16 protein-coding genes and 1 pseudogene are annotated in these 19,252 nt (G+C 71.1%); 8 read left to right on the top strand and 9 right to left on the bottom strand.

Going from position 1 to position 19,252, the window contains the following annotated elements; genetic code table 11:
- Window positions 1-15: 15 nt before the first annotated feature.
- Complete coding sequence (locus BFF78_RS31840; RefSeq protein WP_069781575.1) at window positions 16-957, bottom strand: 5-dehydro-4-deoxyglucarate dehydratase; 942 nt, start codon at window positions 955-957, stop codon at window positions 16-18.
- Between the two features lie 229 nt (window positions 958-1,186).
- Between BFF78_RS31840 and BFF78_RS31835 the strand changes: the two genes are divergently transcribed.
- From BFF78_RS31835 to BFF78_RS31805, 7 genes and pseudogenes are all read left to right on the top strand, one after another.
- The gene (locus BFF78_RS31835; RefSeq protein ID WP_069781574.1) at window positions 1,187-1,996 is read left to right on the top strand and encodes an NAD-dependent epimerase/dehydratase family protein; all 810 of its coding nucleotides are present in this window, start codon (window positions 1,187-1,189) and stop codon (window positions 1,994-1,996) included.
- A 320-nt stretch (window positions 1,997-2,316) separates the two neighbouring features.
- A complete protein-coding gene (locus BFF78_RS31830) occupies window positions 2,317-3,087 on the top strand; it encodes a DeoR/GlpR family DNA-binding transcription regulator (protein ID WP_069781573.1) in 771 nt (256 codons plus the stop codon).
- Window positions 3,088-3,165: 78 nt separating this feature from the next.
- A pseudogene (locus BFF78_RS31825) lies at window positions 3,166-4,532 on the top strand (ABC transporter substrate-binding protein).
- Entirely contained in the window at window positions 4,529-5,464 is a 936-nt protein-coding gene (locus BFF78_RS31820) for a carbohydrate ABC transporter permease (RefSeq protein WP_069781572.1), read from the top strand. Before BFF78_RS31825 ends, BFF78_RS31820 begins: the two are co-directional and overlap by 4 nt.
- On the top strand, window positions 5,461-6,306 hold the full coding sequence (locus BFF78_RS31815; RefSeq protein WP_069781571.1) for a carbohydrate ABC transporter permease: 846 nt from the start codon (window positions 5,461-5,463) through the stop codon (window positions 6,304-6,306). The genes BFF78_RS31820 and BFF78_RS31815 overlap by 4 nt, the downstream gene beginning before the upstream one ends.
- The gene (locus tag BFF78_RS31810) at window positions 6,303-7,292 is read left to right on the top strand and encodes a zinc-dependent alcohol dehydrogenase family protein (protein WP_069781570.1); all 990 of its coding nucleotides are present in this window, start codon (window positions 6,303-6,305) and stop codon (window positions 7,290-7,292) included. Before BFF78_RS31815 ends, BFF78_RS31810 begins: the two co-directional genes overlap by 4 nt.
- A 112-nt stretch (window positions 7,293-7,404) precedes the next feature.
- Window positions 7,405-8,610, top strand: coding sequence for a TerD family protein (locus tag BFF78_RS31805; protein WP_069781569.1), 1,206 nt, complete (start codon window positions 7,405-7,407; stop codon window positions 8,608-8,610).
- A gap of 121 nt (window positions 8,611-8,731) precedes the next feature.
- Here BFF78_RS31805 and BFF78_RS31800 read toward each other — a convergent pair whose 3' ends face one another.
- From BFF78_RS31800 to BFF78_RS31775, 6 genes are all read right to left on the bottom strand, one after another.
- On the bottom strand, window positions 8,732-9,298 hold the full coding sequence (locus BFF78_RS31800) for a TetR/AcrR family transcriptional regulator (RefSeq protein WP_069781568.1): 567 nt from the start codon (window positions 9,296-9,298) through the stop codon (window positions 8,732-8,734).
- A 57-nt stretch (window positions 9,299-9,355) separates the two neighbouring features.
- On the bottom strand, window positions 9,356-9,994 hold the full coding sequence (locus BFF78_RS31795; RefSeq protein WP_069781567.1) for a 2'-5' RNA ligase family protein: 639 nt from the start codon (window positions 9,992-9,994) through the stop codon (window positions 9,356-9,358).
- 83 nt (window positions 9,995-10,077) lie between these two features.
- Window positions 10,078-10,521 (bottom strand): hypothetical protein, encoded by a 444-nt coding sequence (locus BFF78_RS31790; RefSeq protein ID WP_069781566.1) that lies wholly within the window; start codon window positions 10,519-10,521, stop codon window positions 10,078-10,080.
- Window positions 10,522-10,733: 212 nt separating this feature from the next.
- Window positions 10,734-12,317, bottom strand: a complete 1,584-nt coding sequence (locus BFF78_RS31785) for a TROVE domain-containing protein (RefSeq protein WP_069781565.1) — start codon at window positions 12,315-12,317, stop codon at window positions 10,734-10,736.
- A 341-nt stretch (window positions 12,318-12,658) separates the two neighbouring features.
- Window positions 12,659-14,137 (bottom strand): alkaline phosphatase PhoX, encoded by a 1,479-nt coding sequence (locus BFF78_RS31780; protein WP_069781564.1) that lies wholly within the window; start codon window positions 14,135-14,137, stop codon window positions 12,659-12,661.
- A gap of 164 nt (window positions 14,138-14,301) precedes the next feature.
- A complete protein-coding gene (locus tag BFF78_RS31775) occupies window positions 14,302-15,729 on the bottom strand; it encodes a hypothetical protein (RefSeq protein ID WP_069781563.1) in 1,428 nt (475 codons plus the stop codon).
- A gap of 266 nt (window positions 15,730-15,995) precedes the next feature.
- Between BFF78_RS31775 and BFF78_RS31770 the strand changes: the two genes are divergently transcribed.
- Window positions 15,996-17,822, top strand: a complete 1,827-nt coding sequence (locus BFF78_RS31770) for an endonuclease/exonuclease/phosphatase family protein (RefSeq protein ID WP_069781562.1) — start codon at window positions 15,996-15,998, stop codon at window positions 17,820-17,822.
- 9 nt (window positions 17,823-17,831) lie between these two features.
- On the opposite strand, the gene BFF78_RS31765 is transcribed toward BFF78_RS31770, so the two are convergent.
- Window positions 17,832-18,569, bottom strand: a complete 738-nt coding sequence (locus tag BFF78_RS31765; protein ID WP_069781561.1) for an SRPBCC family protein — start codon at window positions 18,567-18,569, stop codon at window positions 17,832-17,834.
- 14 nt (window positions 18,570-18,583) lie between these two features.
- Entirely contained in the window at window positions 18,584-19,192 is a 609-nt protein-coding gene (locus tag BFF78_RS31760; RefSeq protein ID WP_069781560.1) for an ArsR/SmtB family transcription factor, read from the bottom strand.
- Window positions 19,193-19,252 lie beyond the last annotated feature (60 nt).

Here is a 19,252-nt window from a genome sequence, read left to right as displayed (position 1 = left end):
CGTACCGACGCCTGCTCACGCGCTCTCCTCCAGCAGCGCGTATCCCCGTTCGATCAGCTGGGCGAGTTGTTTGACGTGGTCCTCCGTCGGTTCCTGCAGTGGGGGCCGGACCTCGCCGACGTCGAGGCCGCGCAGTCGTACGCCCGCCTTGACGAGCGAGACGGCGTAGCCGCGGCCCTGGGCGCGCAGTTCCACGAAGGGGCGGTAGAAGCCGTCCAGCAGGCGCCGTACGGTCGCGGTGTCGCCGCAGGCCAGGGCGCGGTGGTAGGCCAGCGCGAGCTCGGGGGCGAAGCAGAAGACGGCCGAGGAGTAGAGGGTGACGCCGAGGGCGTGGTAGGCGAGCTGGGTCTGCTCGGCGGTGGGCAGGCCGTTGAAGTACAGGAAGTCGCCGGGGACCTCGGTGCGTACGGCGCTGATGATCCGCTGCATCAGGTCGAGGTCGCCGAGGCCGTCCTTCAGGCCGGTGATCCCCTCGGTGCGGGCGAGTTCGACCACCGTCCGCGGGGTGAAGACGGCGTTGTCGCGCTGGTAGACGATCACCGGCAGACCGGTGGCCGCGGCGACCTCCCGGTAGTGCCGCAGCAGGCCCTCCTGGCCGGCGAGGACGAGGTACGGCGGCATGGCGAGCAGACCGTCGGCACCCGCCCGCTCGGCGAGACGCGCGTAGCGGACGGCGAGCGCGGTGCCGTAGCCGGCACCGGCGACCACCGGGACGCGGCCCTCGGCCGCCTCCACGGCCACCCGGACGCAGGCCTCGAACTCCTCCGGCAGCAGCGCGTGGAACTCCCCGGTCCCGCAGCAGGCGAACACCGCGGCGGCACCGGCGGCGACGCCCCGGCGGACATGGGTGCGGTACACGTCGAGTTCGAGGGAGCCGTCGGGGCCGAAGGCCGTGACGGGGAAGAAGAGCGGCCCGCGCGGATCGCTGAGCCGTTCGGTGAGAGGGGCTGGCGTCACGGACTCTCCCTTGAGACACGCCGGTGCATGTTTCTGCCGGTGCATGCTTCTGATCCATGTCCATATTTCTGAACGCGACAACGCTACGGGGCCTTCTTGTGGCAGGTCAAGCAGGCGAACGCGCAACACCCGGTGCGAATTCGGGGACATCACGCGACACTTGACGATGCTCGGCGAGTCTCTCTAGCGTTTCCACGTATGTGAATATCGGCCACAAGGAGAACCGAGGATGCCCGCTCCCCGCACCGTTCTGCTCACCGGCGCCGCCGGCGGGCTCGGCACCCTGATGCGCTCCCTGCTGCCGGAGTACGGCTATGCGCTGCGCCCGTTCGATGTGCGCCCCATCGAGGGCGAGCCGGACGCGATCACCGCCGACCTCGGCGACAGGGAGGCCCTGCGCGAGGCGGTACGGGGCGTGGACGCGGTCCTGCACCTCGCGGGCATCTCCCTGGAGGCCCCCTTCGAGAAGATCCTGAAGGCGAACATCGAGGGCACCTACAACCTCTACGAGGCCGCCCGCCAGGAGGGCGTGCCCCGGATCGTCTTCGCCTCCTCCAACCACGCCGTCGGCTTCACCCCGGCCCCGCGGGCGGGCGAGCCCCCGATCCCGGTCGACACCCCGCGCCGCCCGGACACCTTCTACGGCCTGTCCAAGTCCTTCGGCGAGGACCTCGCCCAGCTGTACTGGGACAAGCACGGCCTTGAGACCGTGTCCGTGCGCATCGGCTCCTGCTTCCCGGAGCCGACCAGCGTGCGGATGCTCTCGGTGTGGATGAGCCCGGCCGACGGCGCCCGCCTCTTCCACGCGGCCCTGACCGCCGAGGACGTCGGCCACACGGTCGTCTACGGCTCCTCCGCCAACACCCGGCTGTGGTGGGACCTCGGCACCGCGCGGGCGCTCGGCTACGAGCCGCGGGACGACTCGGAGCCGTACGCCGGGAAGCTGATCGCCGAGCAGGGCGAGCTGGACCCGGAGAACCCGGCGCACAGCCACCTCGGCGGGCACTTCGTGAACGACCCGCCGATCTGGCCGTACTGAACCCCCCGCGACCCGGCGCACCCCCTCGGGCCGTTTCCGCACCCCGGGTGGCGGAAAACGATCCCCCACGCGCACGGGCGGGCACCGAACGGGCCCGCCCGCCCTCGCATACGGGCATCCCGTGCGCCCGCCCCCACCCCCTCCCGTACGACCCCCGCAGGTCCGCGCCGGGCAGCCCGGCCCGTAAACGGGCACAGGCGGGCAGGATCGGGCTCACAATAGGCCTGGTAAGCACCGCACACCGCCGGTAGAACTTCCCTCAACAGCCCGAACGGGCAGCAGGCGAGTGAGCCGTACACAGCGGGAAGGCGGGTGACGACATGAGCACGAGGACGGCGGAAGAGCGCCAGCGCGAGATCGTGCTGACCGCGCGTGCGACCGGCTCGGTCGACGTCACCGCGCTCGCCGCCGCGCTGGGCGTGGCCAAGGAGACCATCCGGCGCGATCTGCGCGCCCTGGAGGACCACGGCCTGGTCCGTCGTACGCACGGCGGCGCCTATCCGGTGGAGAGCGCCGGCTTCGAGACGACGCTCGCCTTCCGGGCCACCAGCCACGTGCCCGAGAAGCGCCGGATCGCGGCCGCCGCGGCCGAGCTGCTCGGGGACGCGGAGACGGTCTTCGTGGACGAGGGCTTCACCCCGCAGCTCATCGCCGAGGCCCTGCCGGGCGACCGGCCACTGACCGTGGTCACCGCGTCCCTGCCGGTCGCGGGCGCCCTCGCCGAGGCCGAGAACATGTCGGTCCTGCTCCTCGGCGGGCGGGTCCGGCCCGGCACGCTGGCCACCGTCGACCACTGGACGACGAAGATGCTCGCCGGCTTCGTCCTCGACCTCGCCTTCATCGGGGCCAACGGCATCTCCCGCGAACACGGCCTGACCACGCCCGACCCCGCGGTCAGCGAGGTCAAGGCGCAGGCCATACGAGCCGCGCGCCGCACGGTCTTCGCGGGCGTGCACACCAAGTTCGGAGCGGTCAGCTTCTGCCGGTTCGCCGAGGTCGGCGCCCTGGAGGCGATCGTGACGAGCACCCAGCTCCCGGCCGCCGAGGCCCACCGCTACTCCCTGCTGGGCCCCCAGGTCATCCGGGTCTGACGCGTCAGCCCACCCGCCCTGCCGGGCACCACCGGCGGGAAAATGTCCATTATGTTCATATAAGTCCAGGAGCGATCCATGCGAACCCAGAGCCGACGGAGGCCGCGAGCCACGCTCGTCGCGGCCGCCGCAGGGACGCTGCTCACCCCCTTGCTCTCCGGCTGCTGGGTCGGTGCGGGCGGGACCGGTTCCGGCGGCGATTCCATCAACGTACTGATGGTCAACAACCCCCAGATGACCGAACTCCAGAAGCTCGCCCCCCGCTTCACCCAGGAGACCGGCATCAAGGTCAACTTCACCGTCCTGCCCGAGAACGACGTGCGCGACAAGATCAGCCAGGACTTCGCCAACCAGGCCGGTCAGTACGACATCGCCACGCTCTCCAACTACGAGATACCGATCTACGCCCGCAACGGCTGGCTGCACGAGATGAACTCGTACGTCGCCAAGGACCCCGCGTACGACGAGCAGGACATCCTGGCGCCGATGCGCCAGTCCCTGACCGCCGCCGACGGCAGGCTCTACGGCCAGCCCTTCTACGGCGAGTCGTCCTTCCTGATGTACCGCAAGGACGTGTTCGCGGCGAAGGGCCTCACCATGCCGGCCCACCCCACCTGGCAGCAGGTCGCCGACCTCGCCGCGCAGACGGACGGCGCCAAGCCCGGCATGAAGGGCATCTGCCTGCGTGGCCTGCCCGGCTGGGGCGAGATGATCGCGCCGCTGACCACGGTGGTGAACACCTTCGGCGGCACCTGGTTCGACAAGCAGTGGAAGGCGCACCTCAACTCCCCCGAGTTCGAGAAGGCGACGAAGTTCTATGTCGACCTGGTCCGTCAGCACGGGGAGTCCGGCGCCGCCCAGTCCGGCTTCGCCGAATGCCTCAACAACATGACCCAGGGCAAGGTCGCCATGTGGTACGACGCCACGTCCGCGGCCGGCCTGCTGGAGGCGAACGGCTCCCCCGTCAAGGGCAAGCTCGGCTACGCCCCGCTCCCGTCGAGAAGACCCCGGCCTCCGGCTGGCTCTACACCTGGGCCTGGGGCATCCAGAAGGCCTCCCGCAACCCGGACCAGGCCTGGAAGTTCGTCTCCTGGGCGTCCAGCAAGGAGTACGAGCAGCTGGTGGGCAGGACCAGCGGCTGGTCGAACGTCCCGGCGGGCAAGCGGGCGTCGACGTACACCAACGCCGACTACCGCAAGACGGCTGCCGCCTTCCAGGACATGACGAAGGAAGCCATCGAGACGGCCCGGCCGGGCGACCCCGGCGTGCAGCCGCGCCCCGCGCCCGGCATCCAGTTCGTCGACATCCCCGAGTTCACCGACCTCGGCACCAAGGTCTCCCAGGAGATCAGTTCGGCCGTCGCCGGGCGCCAGTCCGTCGATTCGGCCCTGAAGAAATCCCAAGCGCTCGCCGAGCGGATCTCCAAGGAGTACGAGGGACGATGACCGCGACGACAGCACCCTACGCAGCGACACCGGTACACACCATGCGGCAGCCCTCCGCCCGCCTGCGCGCCTGGGCCACCCGGGCCCCCCTCATGCCCGCCCTCGTCTTCATGATCATCGTGACCCAGCTGCCGTTCGTGGCCACACTGGTGATCTCCTTCTTCCACTGGAACTCGCTCTACCCGAAGGCCCGCCACTTCGCCGGCGTCGACAACTACCGGCAGGTCCTGACCGACGCCGACCTGCGGCACTCGGTGTGGACGACGGTGCTGCTCACGGTGACGGTGGTCCTGGTCAGCCTGGTCCTCGGCCTCGCGCTGGCACTGCTCCTGGACCACAGATTCCCCGGCCGGGGCGTCGTGCGCACCCTGCTCATCGCGCCGTTCCTGGTGGTACCGGTGGCCGCGGCCCTGCTCTGGAAGCACGTCCTCTTCAACCCCGAATACGGCCTGCTCAACGGCCTGTTGCACTACGTCGGCGGGCCACAGCCCGACTGGATCTCCACCACACCGCTCCTGGCGGTCGAGACCGCCCTGGTGTGGCAGTGGACGCCGTTCATGATGCTGATCCTGCTGGCCGGCCTGCAGAGCCGTGACCCCGAGCAGCTCGAGGCCGCACGGGTGGACGGCGCCAACGAATGGCAGGTCTTCCGCTATCTGACGCTCCCCCACCTGCGCCGCTATCTCGAACTCGGCGCCCTGCTGGGCTCGATCTACATCGTCCAGAACTTCGACGCGGTCTTCACGATCACGTCCGGCGGCCTCGGCACCGCCAACCTGCCCTACACCGTCTACCAGAGCTTCTACCAGGCCCACGAGAACGGCCTCGCCTCGGCCGCCGGCGTCCTGGTCGTCATCGGCTCGATCGTCATCGCGACCTTCGCCCTGCGCGTGGTGTCGTCCCTCTTCCGCGAGGAGGTGTCCCGCGCATGAGCACCATCGCCGTCACCCTCAAGAAGCACCGGGGCCTAAGCATCGGCCTGCTGGCCTGGCTGGTCGGCATCGTCTTCTTCCTGCCCATCGCCTGGATGGCACTGACGTCCTTCCACTCCGAGGCGGACGCGGCGACCAACCCGCCCTCCTTCGCCGCCTCGCTGACCCTCGACGGCTACCGCGAGTTCTTCGGCAGCGGCAGCGGGGCGAGCCCCTGGCCCGCGCTGATCAACTCGGCGGTCGCCTCGGTGTTCTCGACGGTCTGCGTACTGCTCCTCGCCCTGCCGGCGGCGTACGCGCTGTCCATCCGGCGGGTGAAGAAGTGGACGGACGTCCTGTTCTTCTTCCTGTCCACGAAGATGCTGCCGGTGGTGGCCGGTCTGCTGCCGATCTACCTGTTCGCCAAGAACACCGGGATGCTGGACAACATCTGGTTCCTGGTCATCCTCTACACCTCCATGAACCTGCCGATCGCGGTGTGGATGATGCAGTCGTTCCTCGCCGAGGTCCCGGTGGCGGTGATCGAGGCGGCGCAGATCGACGGCGCCCGGCTGCCGACCATCCTCGCGCGCGTGGTGGCCCCGATCGCCCTGCCCGGCATCGCCGCCACGGCCCTGATCTGCTTCATCTTCAGCTGGAACGAACTTCTCTTCGCCCGAGTCCTGACGGGCGTGGTCGCCGAGACCGCCCCCGTCTTCCTGACCGGCTTCATCACCAGCCAGGGCCTGTTCCTGGCCAAGGTGTGCGCCGCGTCGCTCGTCGTCTCCCTGCCGGTGCTCGCCGCGGGGTTCGCCGCCCAGGACAAGCTGGTCCAGGGCCTGTCGTTGGGAGCCGTGAAATGAAGGCCGCCGTCATCGAGTCCGTGGGCCGCGCCGTCGTCAGCGAGGTGCCGGACCCGACGCCGGGACCCCGCGAGGTCGTCGTGGAAGTGGCCGCCTGCGGTCTGTGCGGCACCGACCTGCACATCCTCCAGGGCGAGTTCGCGCCCAAGCTGCCGATCGTGCCCGGACACGAGTTCGCGGGCGAGGTGGTCGGGGTCGGCGGCCAGGTCACCGAGGTCGCGGTCGGCGACCGGGTGGCGGTGGATCCCTCCCTGTACTGCTACGAGTGCCGTTACTGCCGCGACGGCCACAACAACATGTGCGAGCGGTGGGGCGCGATCGGCGTGACGACGGCGGGCGGGGCGGCCCAGTACGCCGTCGCCCCCGTGGCGAACTGCGTGAAGCTGCCGGAGCATGTGCGCACCGAGGACGCGGCCCTGGTGGAGCCCCTGTCCTGCGCGGTACGCGGCTACGACGTCCTGCGGTCCCGGCTGGGCGCCCACGTCCTGATCTACGGCTCCGGGACCATGGGCCTGATGATGCTGGAGCTGGCCAAGCGGACGGGCGCGGCGAGCGTGGACGTGGTCGACATCAACCCGGCCCGTCTGGAGACCGCCCGGGGGCTCGGCGTCTCGGGCGCGGCGGGCAGCGCGGACGAGCTGGACCGCCCGCGGGGCTGGGACGTGGTCGTGGACGCGACCGGCAACGCGAAGGCGATCCAGGACGGCCTGGAACGGGTGGCGAAGGCGGGCACGTTCCTGCAGTTCGGGGTGGCCGACTACGCGACCCGGGTGACGATCGATCCGTACCGTATCTACAACCAGGAGATCACCATCACCGGTTCCATGGCCGTGCTGCACAGCTTCGAGCGGGCTGCGGAGCTGTTCGCGAACGGCGTCCTGGACCCCGAGGTGTTCATCAGCGACCGGATCCCGCTGGAGCGCTACCCGCAGGCGCTGGAGCAGTTCGCGGCGGGGGTGGGGCGGAAGATCGTGGTGGTGCCCTGAGGCGGCTCGGGGTCATGGCCTGAATCGGCTCAGGGATGAGATCCCTGAGCCGATTGGGGGTTGGGTAAGGGAACGGTAAAGCCGTGTCGTTCGTTCACCCGGCATGACAGCTATGACCCCTGGCTCGAACATCCCTCTCTCCGCCCCGCGCGTGACGGTGGACGTCGCCGCTCCGGTGCGGCTCGACGTGTCGGGCCTGCTGCTCACCGCCGACGGCAAGGTGCGCTCGGACGACGACTTCATCTTCTACAACCAGCCGACGGGCCCGGGCGTGAACCACGCGTCCGGCGGGGGTGCGGCCCCCGACGCGATCACGGTCGACACCGCCGCCGTCCCGCCGGACATCGAGAAGGTCGTGGTCACGGCCAGCCCGGACGCGGCCGGCCAGACCTTCCAGGGCATCGAGCCCACGGCCACGATCCGCGACGCGGACGACGGCGCGGTGCTGGCCACGTTCACCCCGCCCCGGCTCGGCACGGAGACGGCACTGGTCGTCGTGGAGATCTACCGCCGGGGCGGCGCCTGGAAGGCCCGCGCGGTCGGCCAGGGGTACGCCGACGGCCTGGCCGGCATCGCGACGGACTTCGGCGTGACGGTGGAGGAGCCGACGGCGCCGCAGGAGCCGACGACGCCGCCGCAGCCGGTGACGCCGCCGGCGCCCACCGTGCAGACCCCGGTCACCCCGCCCGCCCCGCCGGTGTCCGCTCCCCCGGCGCCGCCCGCCCCGGCGCCGGGCGCCGGGAAGGTCAACCTGGACAAGGGCCGGGTCAGCCTGCAGAAGAACCAGACCGTGTCCCTGGTCAAGGGCGGCCGGCCGCTGCTCTCCCAGGTGCAGATGGGGCTCGGCTGGGAGCCGGCGTTCCGGGGCAAGGACATCGACCTGGACGCCTCGGTCATCGCCTACGGCCCGCAGCGCAACCACATCGACAGCTGCTACTTCGGCAAGCTCACCATTCTGAACGGCGCGATCAGGCACTCCGGGGACAACCTCACCGGGGAGGGCGCGGGCGACGACGAGATGATCACGGTCGACCTGGGCCGCCTCCCCCAGGAGGTCACCGGCCTGGTCTTCACGGTGAACTCCTTCTCCGGCCAGAAGTTCACGGAGGTCGCCAAGGCGTACTGCCGCCTGATCGACGCGGCCTCGGGCGAGGAACTGGTCCGCTTCGACCTCACCCACGCCGAGCCCCAGACGGGCGTGATGATGGCGAAGCTCATCCGCCAGTTCTCCGGCGAGTGGGACATGACCGCGATCGGCGACTTCGTCAAGGCCAGGACGGTACGGAACATGGTGGAGCCGGGGGCGAGGGCTCTGTAGCCCGTCGGCTGCGGGCCGGGGGCCGGGAGATCACCGTCGCACTGCGGGTGACCTCCCGGCCGCAGGTCCGTCGTGGCCGGTCCCGCGATTCTGGGCGCACCGCACCGACAACCCGCCCCGGCTACGGCCGCAGCCCCTCCACCAGCAGCGTCAGATACCGCCGGATCTGCCGCCCCTGACCGTCCGCCAGTTCCGACGCCGTAGCCACCCCGTGCGCAAGCCGCAGCACCTCGATCGGCTGCACGTCGGCCCGCAACGCCCCCTCCGCCCGGGCCGCCTCCACCAGCCGCGTCGCCGCGCCCTGCACCGACGCGCCGCACGCCGTCCTCGCGACCGGGCCGCCGTCCGTGACCGCCGAGCCCAGCAGGGGCTTGAGCCCCCGTACCTGGATCGTGGCCACGCACAGCTCGTTCAGCCACACCATGAGCGCCTCACCCGGCGGCAGCTCCCGCGCCAGCTCGTCGGCCCGCGCCCCCAGCGCCTCGAAGCGGTCCACGTACGCGGCCTCCAGCAGCGCCTGCCGCGTCGGGAAGTGCCGGTAAAGGGTGCCCGCGCCGACGCCCGCCCGCTTGGCGATGTCGTCGAGCGACGCGTTCTCCCCATGCTCGGCGAAGGCCTCGGCCGCCACCTTCAGCAGCCGCTCGTAGTTGCGCCGAGCGTCCGCGCGCATGGGTCTGACCTGCGGCATCCAGATACTCCTCGCACACCGGGATCCTCTGCGCAGCTTAGCGAGCATCCATCGGGGTCAGTCCCGCTCCGGCGGCCGGTACCCGCCGGTGGCCGGGTCCGGTCCGGGGCGGCGCCGTATCTCGCCGGTGCCCAGGCCGACCGTGGCCCGCGTCCGCATGGGGCCGTCACCGTGGCGGGAGAGCAGTGCGACGTCGGCCACCCGCGCGTGCAGCACGCCGAGCCGGGCGGCGCACTCGGCCGCGAGGATGCGCGGGACACGGGTGCGTCCCAGGGAGAGGTGCGGGGTGAAGCGGGGGAAGCGGTCCGTGCAGTACGGGAAGGGCTCCGCCAGCGCGCGCCGTAGCTCCGTCCAGGGCTCGACGCCGGCCGCGGCGGGGTCCAGCCACACAGTGGCGTAGAACCGGTGGCGGAAGGCACGGACCCCGCTGAGCCGGATGTCGAAGGGCTCACAGCCGGTGGCCGCGGCGGACAGCAGGGGGAGCGCCGCCGGGAAGTCCTCCTCCGGTACGAAGCCGTAGACCAGGTTCACATGGGGTGGCCAGCGGCGGATCTGCGGATCGTGCTCGGCGCGGATGCGCTGGATGGCGGGCCAGAGTTCGGCTGGGGGAAGCCAGGCCAGGGCGGTCCGGTACGTAGGGGCCGACTCGACGCGGCCGAAGGCTTCGGCCGGGCCGGGTGTCGGGGGGCAGGGCACACCGACATCATGGCCCCGCCCGCCGACGACCGCCGCCCGTGGACGGCGGCGGGTGCCTCACGGCCTGCGGACGTTGCGGCCCCTCACTCGACCGAGGTGGTCACATCGATCCAGGAGCCGGCGAAGCTCTTGTGCTCGTGCTGGGAGACGTGGTGCTTGTGACCGTGCTTCTTCCCGTGGGGGTGCTTGTGGTGGCGCTTGCCGTGCTGCTTGTGACCGGGCTTGTGGTGGTGCTTGCCCTGATGCTTGTGCCCCGGCTTGTGGTGGTGCTCGTGCTCGTGCTTCCCGCCCGGCTGCGCGTGCTCATGCTCCGTCGGCCTCTTGTGGTCCTGCTCCTCCTCCGCCTGCGGAGACTTGTGCGCGTCGGAGTGCGTGCCGCCTGTGGCCACGGCGACGGCCTCCGCGGAAGCCACCGCGGTGACCTGGTGCGGACCGTCGGTGTCGTCGGCGAAGCCGGCGCCGGCGCCGAAGGCGGACAGCCCCGCGACCACGGCGGCCACGAGTGCGGCGCGCTGGAACTTGCGCATGTGGTTGGACCTTTCCTCACCTGATGAAGTCTGATGGCTACTCAGCGTGAGGATAGACGCGGGGTCGTAGTAATGAGTGATCTACGGCCAGGCGCGCCGTGTCGGCCACACGGCGAGCGGAACGAGCCCGCGCACGGCTAGAACAGGGCGCTGTAGGCCTTCAGCGCCGGCTGGCCCCCGAGCCCGGCCACTCGCGGGTGCGGGCGGGCAACTCAAGCAAGCCATGGCCAACGCCCGTCACCACCACGCTCAATCAGTGAAACCATACGGAAGGCAGAATCCGAAAGGCCGGCAAATACATGCCGGTTCCCGCTCCCCGACGGGCCGTGGCCCGCCCGGTAGCCCTCCAGGTTCCAGGTGTAGACGGGCACGTGGGCCGGGATCTGGGCGGTCGGGTCGCCGTGCCGGTTCGGGGCGTACTGCTCGTCGGTGACGATCAGCACCCGATCGTGCTTCTTGTAGTGTCGGCGCACCGCGTCTGTGGTGTCGGTACCGCCCAGGTCGCCGAAGCGCTCCAGGATCTTCAGCACCGACTCGCCCTTGCGGAACTCCACGTTGGCGCTGGTCGTACCGAACTGGACGAGGTCGGCGTCGGCCGCCCGCAGCGCGAGCGCCGTGCCGAAGATCGCCGCCGCGTCGGCCCGGGTGAGCTCCGAGCGGTCGCGCGACTGCGTCCAGAACATCGAGCCCGACCGGTCGACCAGGACCAGCGTCCGGCCCGGCAGCGCGGGCACGTTGGCCAGCGAGTGGCCGAGCGCCTGCTCCAGCGGCCAGGACCAGCGCAGCGACGGCGCGTGCCGGTGGGCCGCGAGATAGCGGAAGGGGAACTGCCGCGAGCGCGCCACCTGCTGCGGGTCGCTGATCTTCGCCGCCACCTGGGCCGCGACCTCGTCGCAGACCCCGGCCTCGTCGAAGTTGCGCAGGTTGCGGACCAGTGCCATCGCGCCCATGGACGGGATCACGGCCTCCCAGGCCGCCTTGTCCATCGGGCCCTGGAGCCAGCCGGCCAGCGCCTCCCAGGTGATGCCGGCCGCCGCGAGCCGCTCGGCGCCGCCGGGCGCGGTGACGACCGCCCGGCGCTCCGCCACGGGCAGCGCCATCAGCTCGCGGTGCGCGGTGAGCACCGGCAGCGAGGCGGGCGGCACGGCGGTGTCCGGGTGGTGGCGGCGGTCCAGCGCGTACCGGAACAGCTCGCCCTGCCACGGCTTGTCCGGGTCCGGTGCCGCGTGCACGAGGTTGAGGATGTCGCCGAAGCGGTAGCCCTTGGCCGCGGTGTCGTACTTCAGCAGCGACTTGGCGTGGTAGAGCCGCCGTACGGCGTCGGCGACCCCGCGCTTGACGGGCTTGGGGACCGCGCGGCCGTAGACGGACGTCCAGTACGCGAGCAACTCGCCGGGCTCGTCGGGGCGCTGGAGCACCGAGTCCACGACCTGCCGGTTCGACGGGCCGCCGGTCGCGCCCGCCGCCAGCCGCGCCTGCACGTACTCGGCGGCGCCCACGAGCGACGCCGTCCGCATGCTGCCCTCACCGCGCAGCCAGCCGAGCAGGCCGGCCGTCCACTCCGGGTCGCTGACGGCGAGGTCCCGCACGAGCCGCGCGAACCGGTCGTCGCGGTCGGTGCCGGACTCGTAGAAGGTGTGCTGCGTGACGAAGTTGGAGACGGCGAGCAGGAAGAGCTCGGAGCGTGCGTCACGCTCGCGGCCCCTGCCGCCCTCGTACGTCGGCAGGGTCCGGCCGGTGGTGGTGACGGGCGAGACCGGCTGTGCCGTGGCGGTACGCGTGTTGAATCGCGCCATGGTGAATTCCCCCGAATTCGTTGCCTTTTCGGAGGGAGGCGTGGCACATGGAGGGTGTCCGAGATCAGGGGTCGGCGGCGGACCAAGTCAGATGCTCTTCCGCTTGAGCTACAGCGACCCGAGGTCGATGACGGGATTCGAACCCGCAACCGTCCGATCCGATGAAGTAACCGCTGCCTGCGCACCGGACATCCACCATGAGCTGCGCCTCCCGAGATCAAGTCGGCTGCGGCTGTGTTTCATTCCAGGAAAGGGAAGTAGCCGCTGCCATCGCACCGGGAGGTGCGTGACGTCGTGATCTCACTGTAGGAGGCGCAGCGTTGGAGGTGCGAGCGAATTGACTATCGCCTCTGCCGCTTCCACGGTCCGGTGATCGCGAGCATGATGCCGGGCGTCTGGATGTTGACGAACAGGGTCCTGCCGTCGGGCGAGAAGGTGACGCCCGTGAACTCGCTGTGCTCCGGGCCGGTTTCGGTGCCGCCCGCCGCGGTGGCGGCTGATGCCGGCGCGAGTTCGTTGCGGGCGATCGGGTAGGTACGGCCGCTCTCGGTGACGCCGAACAGGTGCTGGACGCCCTCGATGTCCTCGGCGATGACGAGGCCGTAGGGGGAGACGGTGATGTCGCCGGGACCGTCGAAGGCGCCATCCGCCGACGCATCAGCGGGGCCCGGGCTCACGCCGAGCAGCACCTTCAGGGTGAGGGTGCGGCGCGCCGGGTCGTAGAACCAGACCTGGCCGTCGTGCCGGACCGGGCTCTCCGCACGGGCGTAGGAGGAGACGATGTAGGCGCCGCCGTCGCCCCACCACATGCCCTCCAGCTTTCGGGCGCGGGTGACCTCGTCGTCGGTGAACTGCCTGCGCACCGAGACGGCCTGGGCGTCACGGTCCGGGACGTCCGTCCAGTCCACCCCGTACACCGTGCCGGTCTTGGTGGCACGGGAGAGGTCGTCGACGAACGTGCCGCCGGAGTCGAAGCACCTGAAGGCCTGGAGCCGGCCCGCGTCGTCGGCGAGGGTGCGCAGCTTGCCGCGGCCGTGGCGGAAGCCCTCCGGCGGGGTCCAGCGGTAGAGCAGGCCGGTGGGGCCGGACGCGTCCTCGGTGAGGTAGAGGTGGCCGCGCTTGGGGTCGACGACGACGGCCTCGTGGGCGAAACGGCCGAGGGCCTTGAGGGGCTTGGGGTCGTGGTTGGCCCGGCGGTCCTCCGGGTCGACCTCGAAGACATAGCCGTGGTCCTTGGTGAAGCCGTACCTGCCGGCCTTGTCCTCGGTCCCCTCACAGGTCAGCCAGGTACCCCAAGGCGTGCTGCCGCCCGCGCAGTTGGCGGCAATGCCGGCGATGCCCACCCACTCGGCGACGTCGCCGCCGTGGCGGATCTCGACGACGGTACAGCCGCCGGCCGCCGCCGGGTCGTAGACCAGGCCGTCGGTGAGCGGCACCGGGTGCGGCCAGGTGGCGCGGGCGCCGGCCAGCTCGTGGTTGTTGACCAGGAGGGTGGTGCCGCGGGGGCCCTCGAAGGCGGCGGTGCCGTCATGGCGGGACGGCGTGAACTCGCCGGACTCCAGCCTGGTCCTGCCGCTGTAGGTGATGATCTCGTAGCTGAAGCCCGCGGGCAGGGCGAGGATGCCGTTCGGGTCGGCGGCCAACGGGCCGTATCCGACGCCCTGGTGGTCCTCGTGCGCCGACTCCGCATGGCCGCAGTCGATGTCCGTCGCGGCGAGGGCGTTCGGCGCGGTGGCGAGGGCGCCGACGCTGCCCGCGAGGGCGACCCCGGCACCGGCGACCGCGGACTCCCCGGCGAAGCCCCTGCGGGTGAGCGACATGGTGTGTGTCTCCTGAGACGGTGGGAGTGCCGCGGCTGGAAGGCGGACCCCGTTCGGCGCACACGCTCTCGCCACACCATGAACAGGAGCTGAACGCCGGGCTACCTCAGGGGCCCTCGTCCAAGAATCCGTACGCACCGACCCATGACGGGCTCAAGGGACTTTCAACCACCCTGCTGGGAGCGCGCCTTGAACGCGGCCTTGCGGGCCTCCTTCGCCACCTTCTTGTCCGGATGCAGCCGCCCCATCGCCTCCAGCACATCGGCGGTGGCCGGATGCCCCACCCGCCAGGCCGCGGCGAAGAACCCGCTGTGCTGCGCGGCCAGCCCCTCCACCAGCGCCTGCAGCTCCTCGGAGTTGCCCTCGGCCGCGAGCTGCGCGGCCACCGTGTCGATGGTCAGCCAGAACACCAGCGCCTCGGACGGCGCCGGCACCCCGGCGGCACCCCGTTCGCTGAGCCACACGCGGGCCAGGCCGCCCAGTTCCGGATCGTCCAGCACCTCCCGCAGCGCGGGCTCGGCCTCCGCGCCGATCAGGGACAGGGCCTGCTGGCAGCGCAGCCTGCGCAGCGGCGCGCCCGGGTCGGCGCCGCGTGCCGCCGCCAGCAACTCCCTTGCCGCGTCCAGCGGTTCACGGCGGGCGAGCCACTGCTCGGTCTCGGCCCGCGCCGCGTCCTGCCCGAACCGCGCCGTGCCGTCGAGCAGCGCGTCCGCGCCCTTGTCGGCGAGTTCACCGACGGCCGGCGCCTCGAATCCGGCCTCCAGCAGCCGCGCCCGCAGCCCGTACGCACCGAGCGGGGTCAGCCGGACCATGCCGTACCGCGAGACATCGGCGTCGTCCAGCTGCGCCGCCGGCTCGTCCTCGGCGTCGGCCATCAAGGCCTCGTCCACCGGCTGGTACTCCACGAGCCCGACCGGCTCCAGCACCCGGAACTGGTCGTCGAGCCGCATCATCGCGTCGGAGACCTGCTCCAGGACGTCGTTGGTGGGCTCCGCCATGTCGTCGGGGACGATCATCGAGGCGGCGAGGGCGGGCAGCGGGACAGGTCCGCCGCCGGGGCCGTCCTCACCGACCGTCAGCAGATACAGATTGCCGAGGACGCCGTCGAGGAACTCGGCCTCGGCCTCGGGGTCCCAGTCGAGTGACGAGAAATCGACCTCCCCGCCCTCGTCCAGGGCGTCGACCAGATCGTCCAGATCGGGCACGCTCGCATCGGCGACGACGGTCTCCAGCGCGGTGAGCCACACGGCGAGCACATCGGCCGGGGAGCCCCCGGTGAGCAGCTTCAGCTCCTCGCCCGCCCGGACCGTCCCGGCCTCCTCGTCCACGATCTCGACCAGTCCGGCGTCCACGGCGACCCGCCAGGCCTCACTGGCGTACGCGGCGGCGTCGTCACCGCTCAGCCCGAGCAGTTCGGCGGCGGCCGGCAGCTGCTCCTCGGCCAAGCCGCCGCCGGCGTCCACGCGGGTCTCGGGCCCGGCCCAGCGGGCGAGGCGGGCGGCACGGGAGAGCAGCGGCGTGGACAGCGCGGCGCGTGCCAGCTCCGCTTCGGGATGCAGCCGTACGGGCGGCAGGGGGGCGCTGTCTGACATCGGCTGGTTCTCCTCGGACCGTGAAACGGGCTCAGCCGCTCAGCCTAGACGGATTTCCACCCATGCCGCCCGGTTCATCTCCCCGTCAGCGGCCGTACATGGCCGAAACCTTGACAACTCCCGTGCGCAGGCTGGAGATTGACGCGCGTAGAAGTTGGGGGGACAACTGTTCACTCGGCTCTACGCGTGTCACGGAGGGCTACGAGCCCCGCACGCTCCCGTACCACCCTCGTCCCGGCGCATCGTCACGTCCCCGGAGGGAACCCTTGCCGAGCAGGTCTTCCGCGCGCCTCGCCGCGCTCACCGTCGCCGCCGTCTGCAGCGCGGCGTCCGCCGTCGTCCTCACCTCCCCCGCGCACGCCGACTCGGTGCGCATCCACGACATTCAGGGCACCACCCGAATATCGCCGTACGCGGGCCAGAAGGTGACGGACGTGCCCGGCATCGTCACGGCCACGCGCACCTACGGCTCCTCCAGAGGCTTCTGGATCCAGGATCCCAACCCGGACGACGACCCGGCCACCAGCGAGGGCGTGTTCGTCTTCACCGGCGCCACGCCGAAGGTCGCGGCCGGCGACTCGGTGACGGTGACCGGCACGGTCTCGGAGTTCGTCCCGGGCGGCGCCTCCTCCGGCAACCAGTCCGTCACGGAGATCACCAAGCCGACGGTCACCACGGTCTCCACCGGCAACGCGGCCCCGGCGCCGGTCGTGATCGACGAGGACTCGGTGCCGGACGAGTACGCCCCCGAGGGCGACACCGCCGCCGGCGGCTCGATCAACGGCCTCACCCTGGACCCGTCGAAGTACGCCCTGGACTACTACGAGTCCCTGGAGGGCATGAACGTCCAGGTCGAGGACACCCGCGTGGTCGGCCGCACCGACCCGTACAGCGAGCTGTGGGTCACCGTGAAGCCGTGGGAGCACGGCAACCGCCGCGGCGGCACGGTCTACGGCTCCTACGACTCGCAGAACACCGGCCGGCTGCAGATCCAGTCGCTGGGCGCGACCGCCGACTTCCCGAAGGCGAACGTCGGCGACACCCTGGAGGGCACCACCACCGGCCCGCTGGACTTCAACCAGTTCGGCGGCTACACCCTGGTCGCGAGCAAGCTCGGCACGCTGCGGAGCGGCGGCCTGGAGCGCGAGACGACCCGGAAGCAGTCCAGCCGCGAGCTGGCGGTGGCGACGTACAACGTCGAGAACCTCGACCCGTCGGACAACACCTTCGACCAGCACGCCGCCGCGATCGTGAACAACCTCCAGTCGCCGGACATCGTGTCCCTGGAGGAGATCCAGGACAACGACGGCGCCACGGACGACGGCACGGTCGACGCGAGCGTCACCGTGAACAAGCTGATCGACGCGATCGTCGCGGCGGGCGGCCCGAAGTACGACTGGCGCTCGATCAACCCGGTCAACGACCAGGACGGCGGCGAGCCGGGCGGCAACATCCGCCAGGTGTTCCTGTTCAACCCCGAGCGGGTGTCCTTCGTGGACCGCGCGGGCGGCGACTCCACCACCGCGGTCGGGGTCACCAAGGTGAACGGCAAGGCCGAGCTGACGGCCTCCCCCGGCCGGATCGACCCGGCGAACGCGGCCTGGAAGGACAGCCGCAAGCCGCTGGCCGGCCAGTTCGCCTTCCGCGGCAAGACCGTCTTCGTGATCGCCAACCACCTGGTCTCCAAGGGCGGCGACCAGGGCCTGACCTCGCAGTACCAGCCGCCGACGCGCAGCTCGGAGATCCAGCGCCACGCGCAGGCGACCGAGGTGAACGCGTTCGTCAAGGACATCCTGGCCGTCCAGAAGAACGCGAACGTCATCGCGCTCGGCGACATGAACGACTTCGAGTTCTCCGGCACCGCGAAGATCCTCGAGGGCGACGGCGAGCTGTGGTCGGCGATCAAGTCGCTGCCCAGGAGCGAGCGTTACACCTACGACTACCAGGGCAACGAGCAGGTCCTGGACCAGATCCTGATCAGCCCGGCGATCCGGCGCGGCTGCGACTTCGAGTACGACAGCGTGCACATCAACGCGGAGTTCAACGACCAGATCAGCGACCACGACCCGCAGGTGCTGCGGTTCCGTCCCTGATCAGGGTGGTCACGCCCGGCTGAACACCTCGTTCAGCCAGGCCTGCCACGCACTCTCGTTCGCCTCGGCGTCGGCGTCCGGCGCGAAGTCGTGGATGCTGATGCCGAGCGGGGCGCCCCAGTGGCCGCGTCCGAAGAACCGGATGAGGGCGTGGTCGGTGCGCAGCCCGACGAAGTACGGGTTCCGGTAGTCGAGTACGGCGTCCAGGGTCCGCCCGCCGGGGCCCTGGACGGTCACCTTCGTCCCCGCGGCCGTGTCGTCCGCCAGGCCGAGGGCACGGCCGACGGCGGCGAGCGCCCGCGGGGTCCGCGAGGCCGCGGGTCCTTGCAGCTGGGCGAAGGTGACCGGGCGGGGCGCGAAGTGCGTGAGGTACTCGCGCAGGGTGTGCAGATAGAAGTTGGTGTGCTTGCTCGCGCCGTCGTACTGGTTGTTCCAGTCGTCGGTGAAGATGCCGCTGTGGACGTAGCGCACCCAGGCGCGGCGGCCCTCGTCACGGGACTCGATGGTGTAGCCGAGCTCGTTGACCGACTGGGTCGGCATGCCCACGTTCTCGCTGCGGTTGGTGTAGCGGTGGGGCGGGTCCCAGGCGGTGACGGTGGACCCGAAGGGGCCCTTGCCCCCTTCGCGCGGCTCGGGCGGGTCCATCGGCCACAGATAACCACCGGTGCCGGTGGTGACGGCCTCCCAGACCTTCTCGGGCGGGGCGTCGACCTCGAACTCGCGGACGATCTCGAATTCCTGGGACATGGCGGGGCTCCTGCTCACTGATCCAGTGCGGGGGTGGGCCGGTCCTTGACCGTGGGGTGGAGGGCGACGACGATCCGGTGGTCGCGGCCGGCCTCGGCGTCGGGGGCGTCGTACTTGCGGATCAGCGCGCTCACGCCCGCCGTCAGCTCCTGCACGAAGGCCGCGCGGTCGGCGGCGGAGGCGAAGCGGACCTGGCCGTCCAGGGCGTAGGTCGCCAGCTGCTTCCTGGCCTTGGCGGCGCCGGTGATCAGCACGCCGACGTCGCGCACCAGGCGGGCACCGAGCGCGAGCAGCCAGCGCGCGGAGAGCTGGTCGCGGAAGCGGTCCGGGTCCGGCTGCACGGCGGGCAGGGCGGCCGGCGAGATGACGTACGACGCGGCGGTCGCGCGCATCAGCCGCTCGGTGACATTGCCCTTGCGGCGCTCTCCGGCGAGCTCGACCAGGCCGTGCCGCTCCAGCGCCTTGAGGTGGTAGTTCACCTTCTGCCGGGGCAGTCCGACCTTGCCGGCCAGCATCGCCGCCGACGCGGGCTCGGCGGCCAGCTCGGCGAGCAGCCGGGCCCGGACGGGGTCCAGCGACACGGCCGCGGCCTCGGGGTCCTCGATCACGGTCACGTCCAGCATGCGTCCACCCTCTCACCGAAAACTTTTACTGTCCAGGCGGACCGAGTTTTCGGTGAGAGG

The sequence above is a fragment of the Streptomyces fodineus genome (assembly GCF_001735805.1).
In the GTDB taxonomy this organism is placed as follows: Bacteria; Actinomycetota; Actinomycetes; order Streptomycetales; family Streptomycetaceae; genus Streptomyces; species Streptomyces fodineus.
The sequence above is the reverse complement of the archived record's forward strand: the minus strand, read 5'-3'. Positions and strand labels throughout refer to the sequence as shown.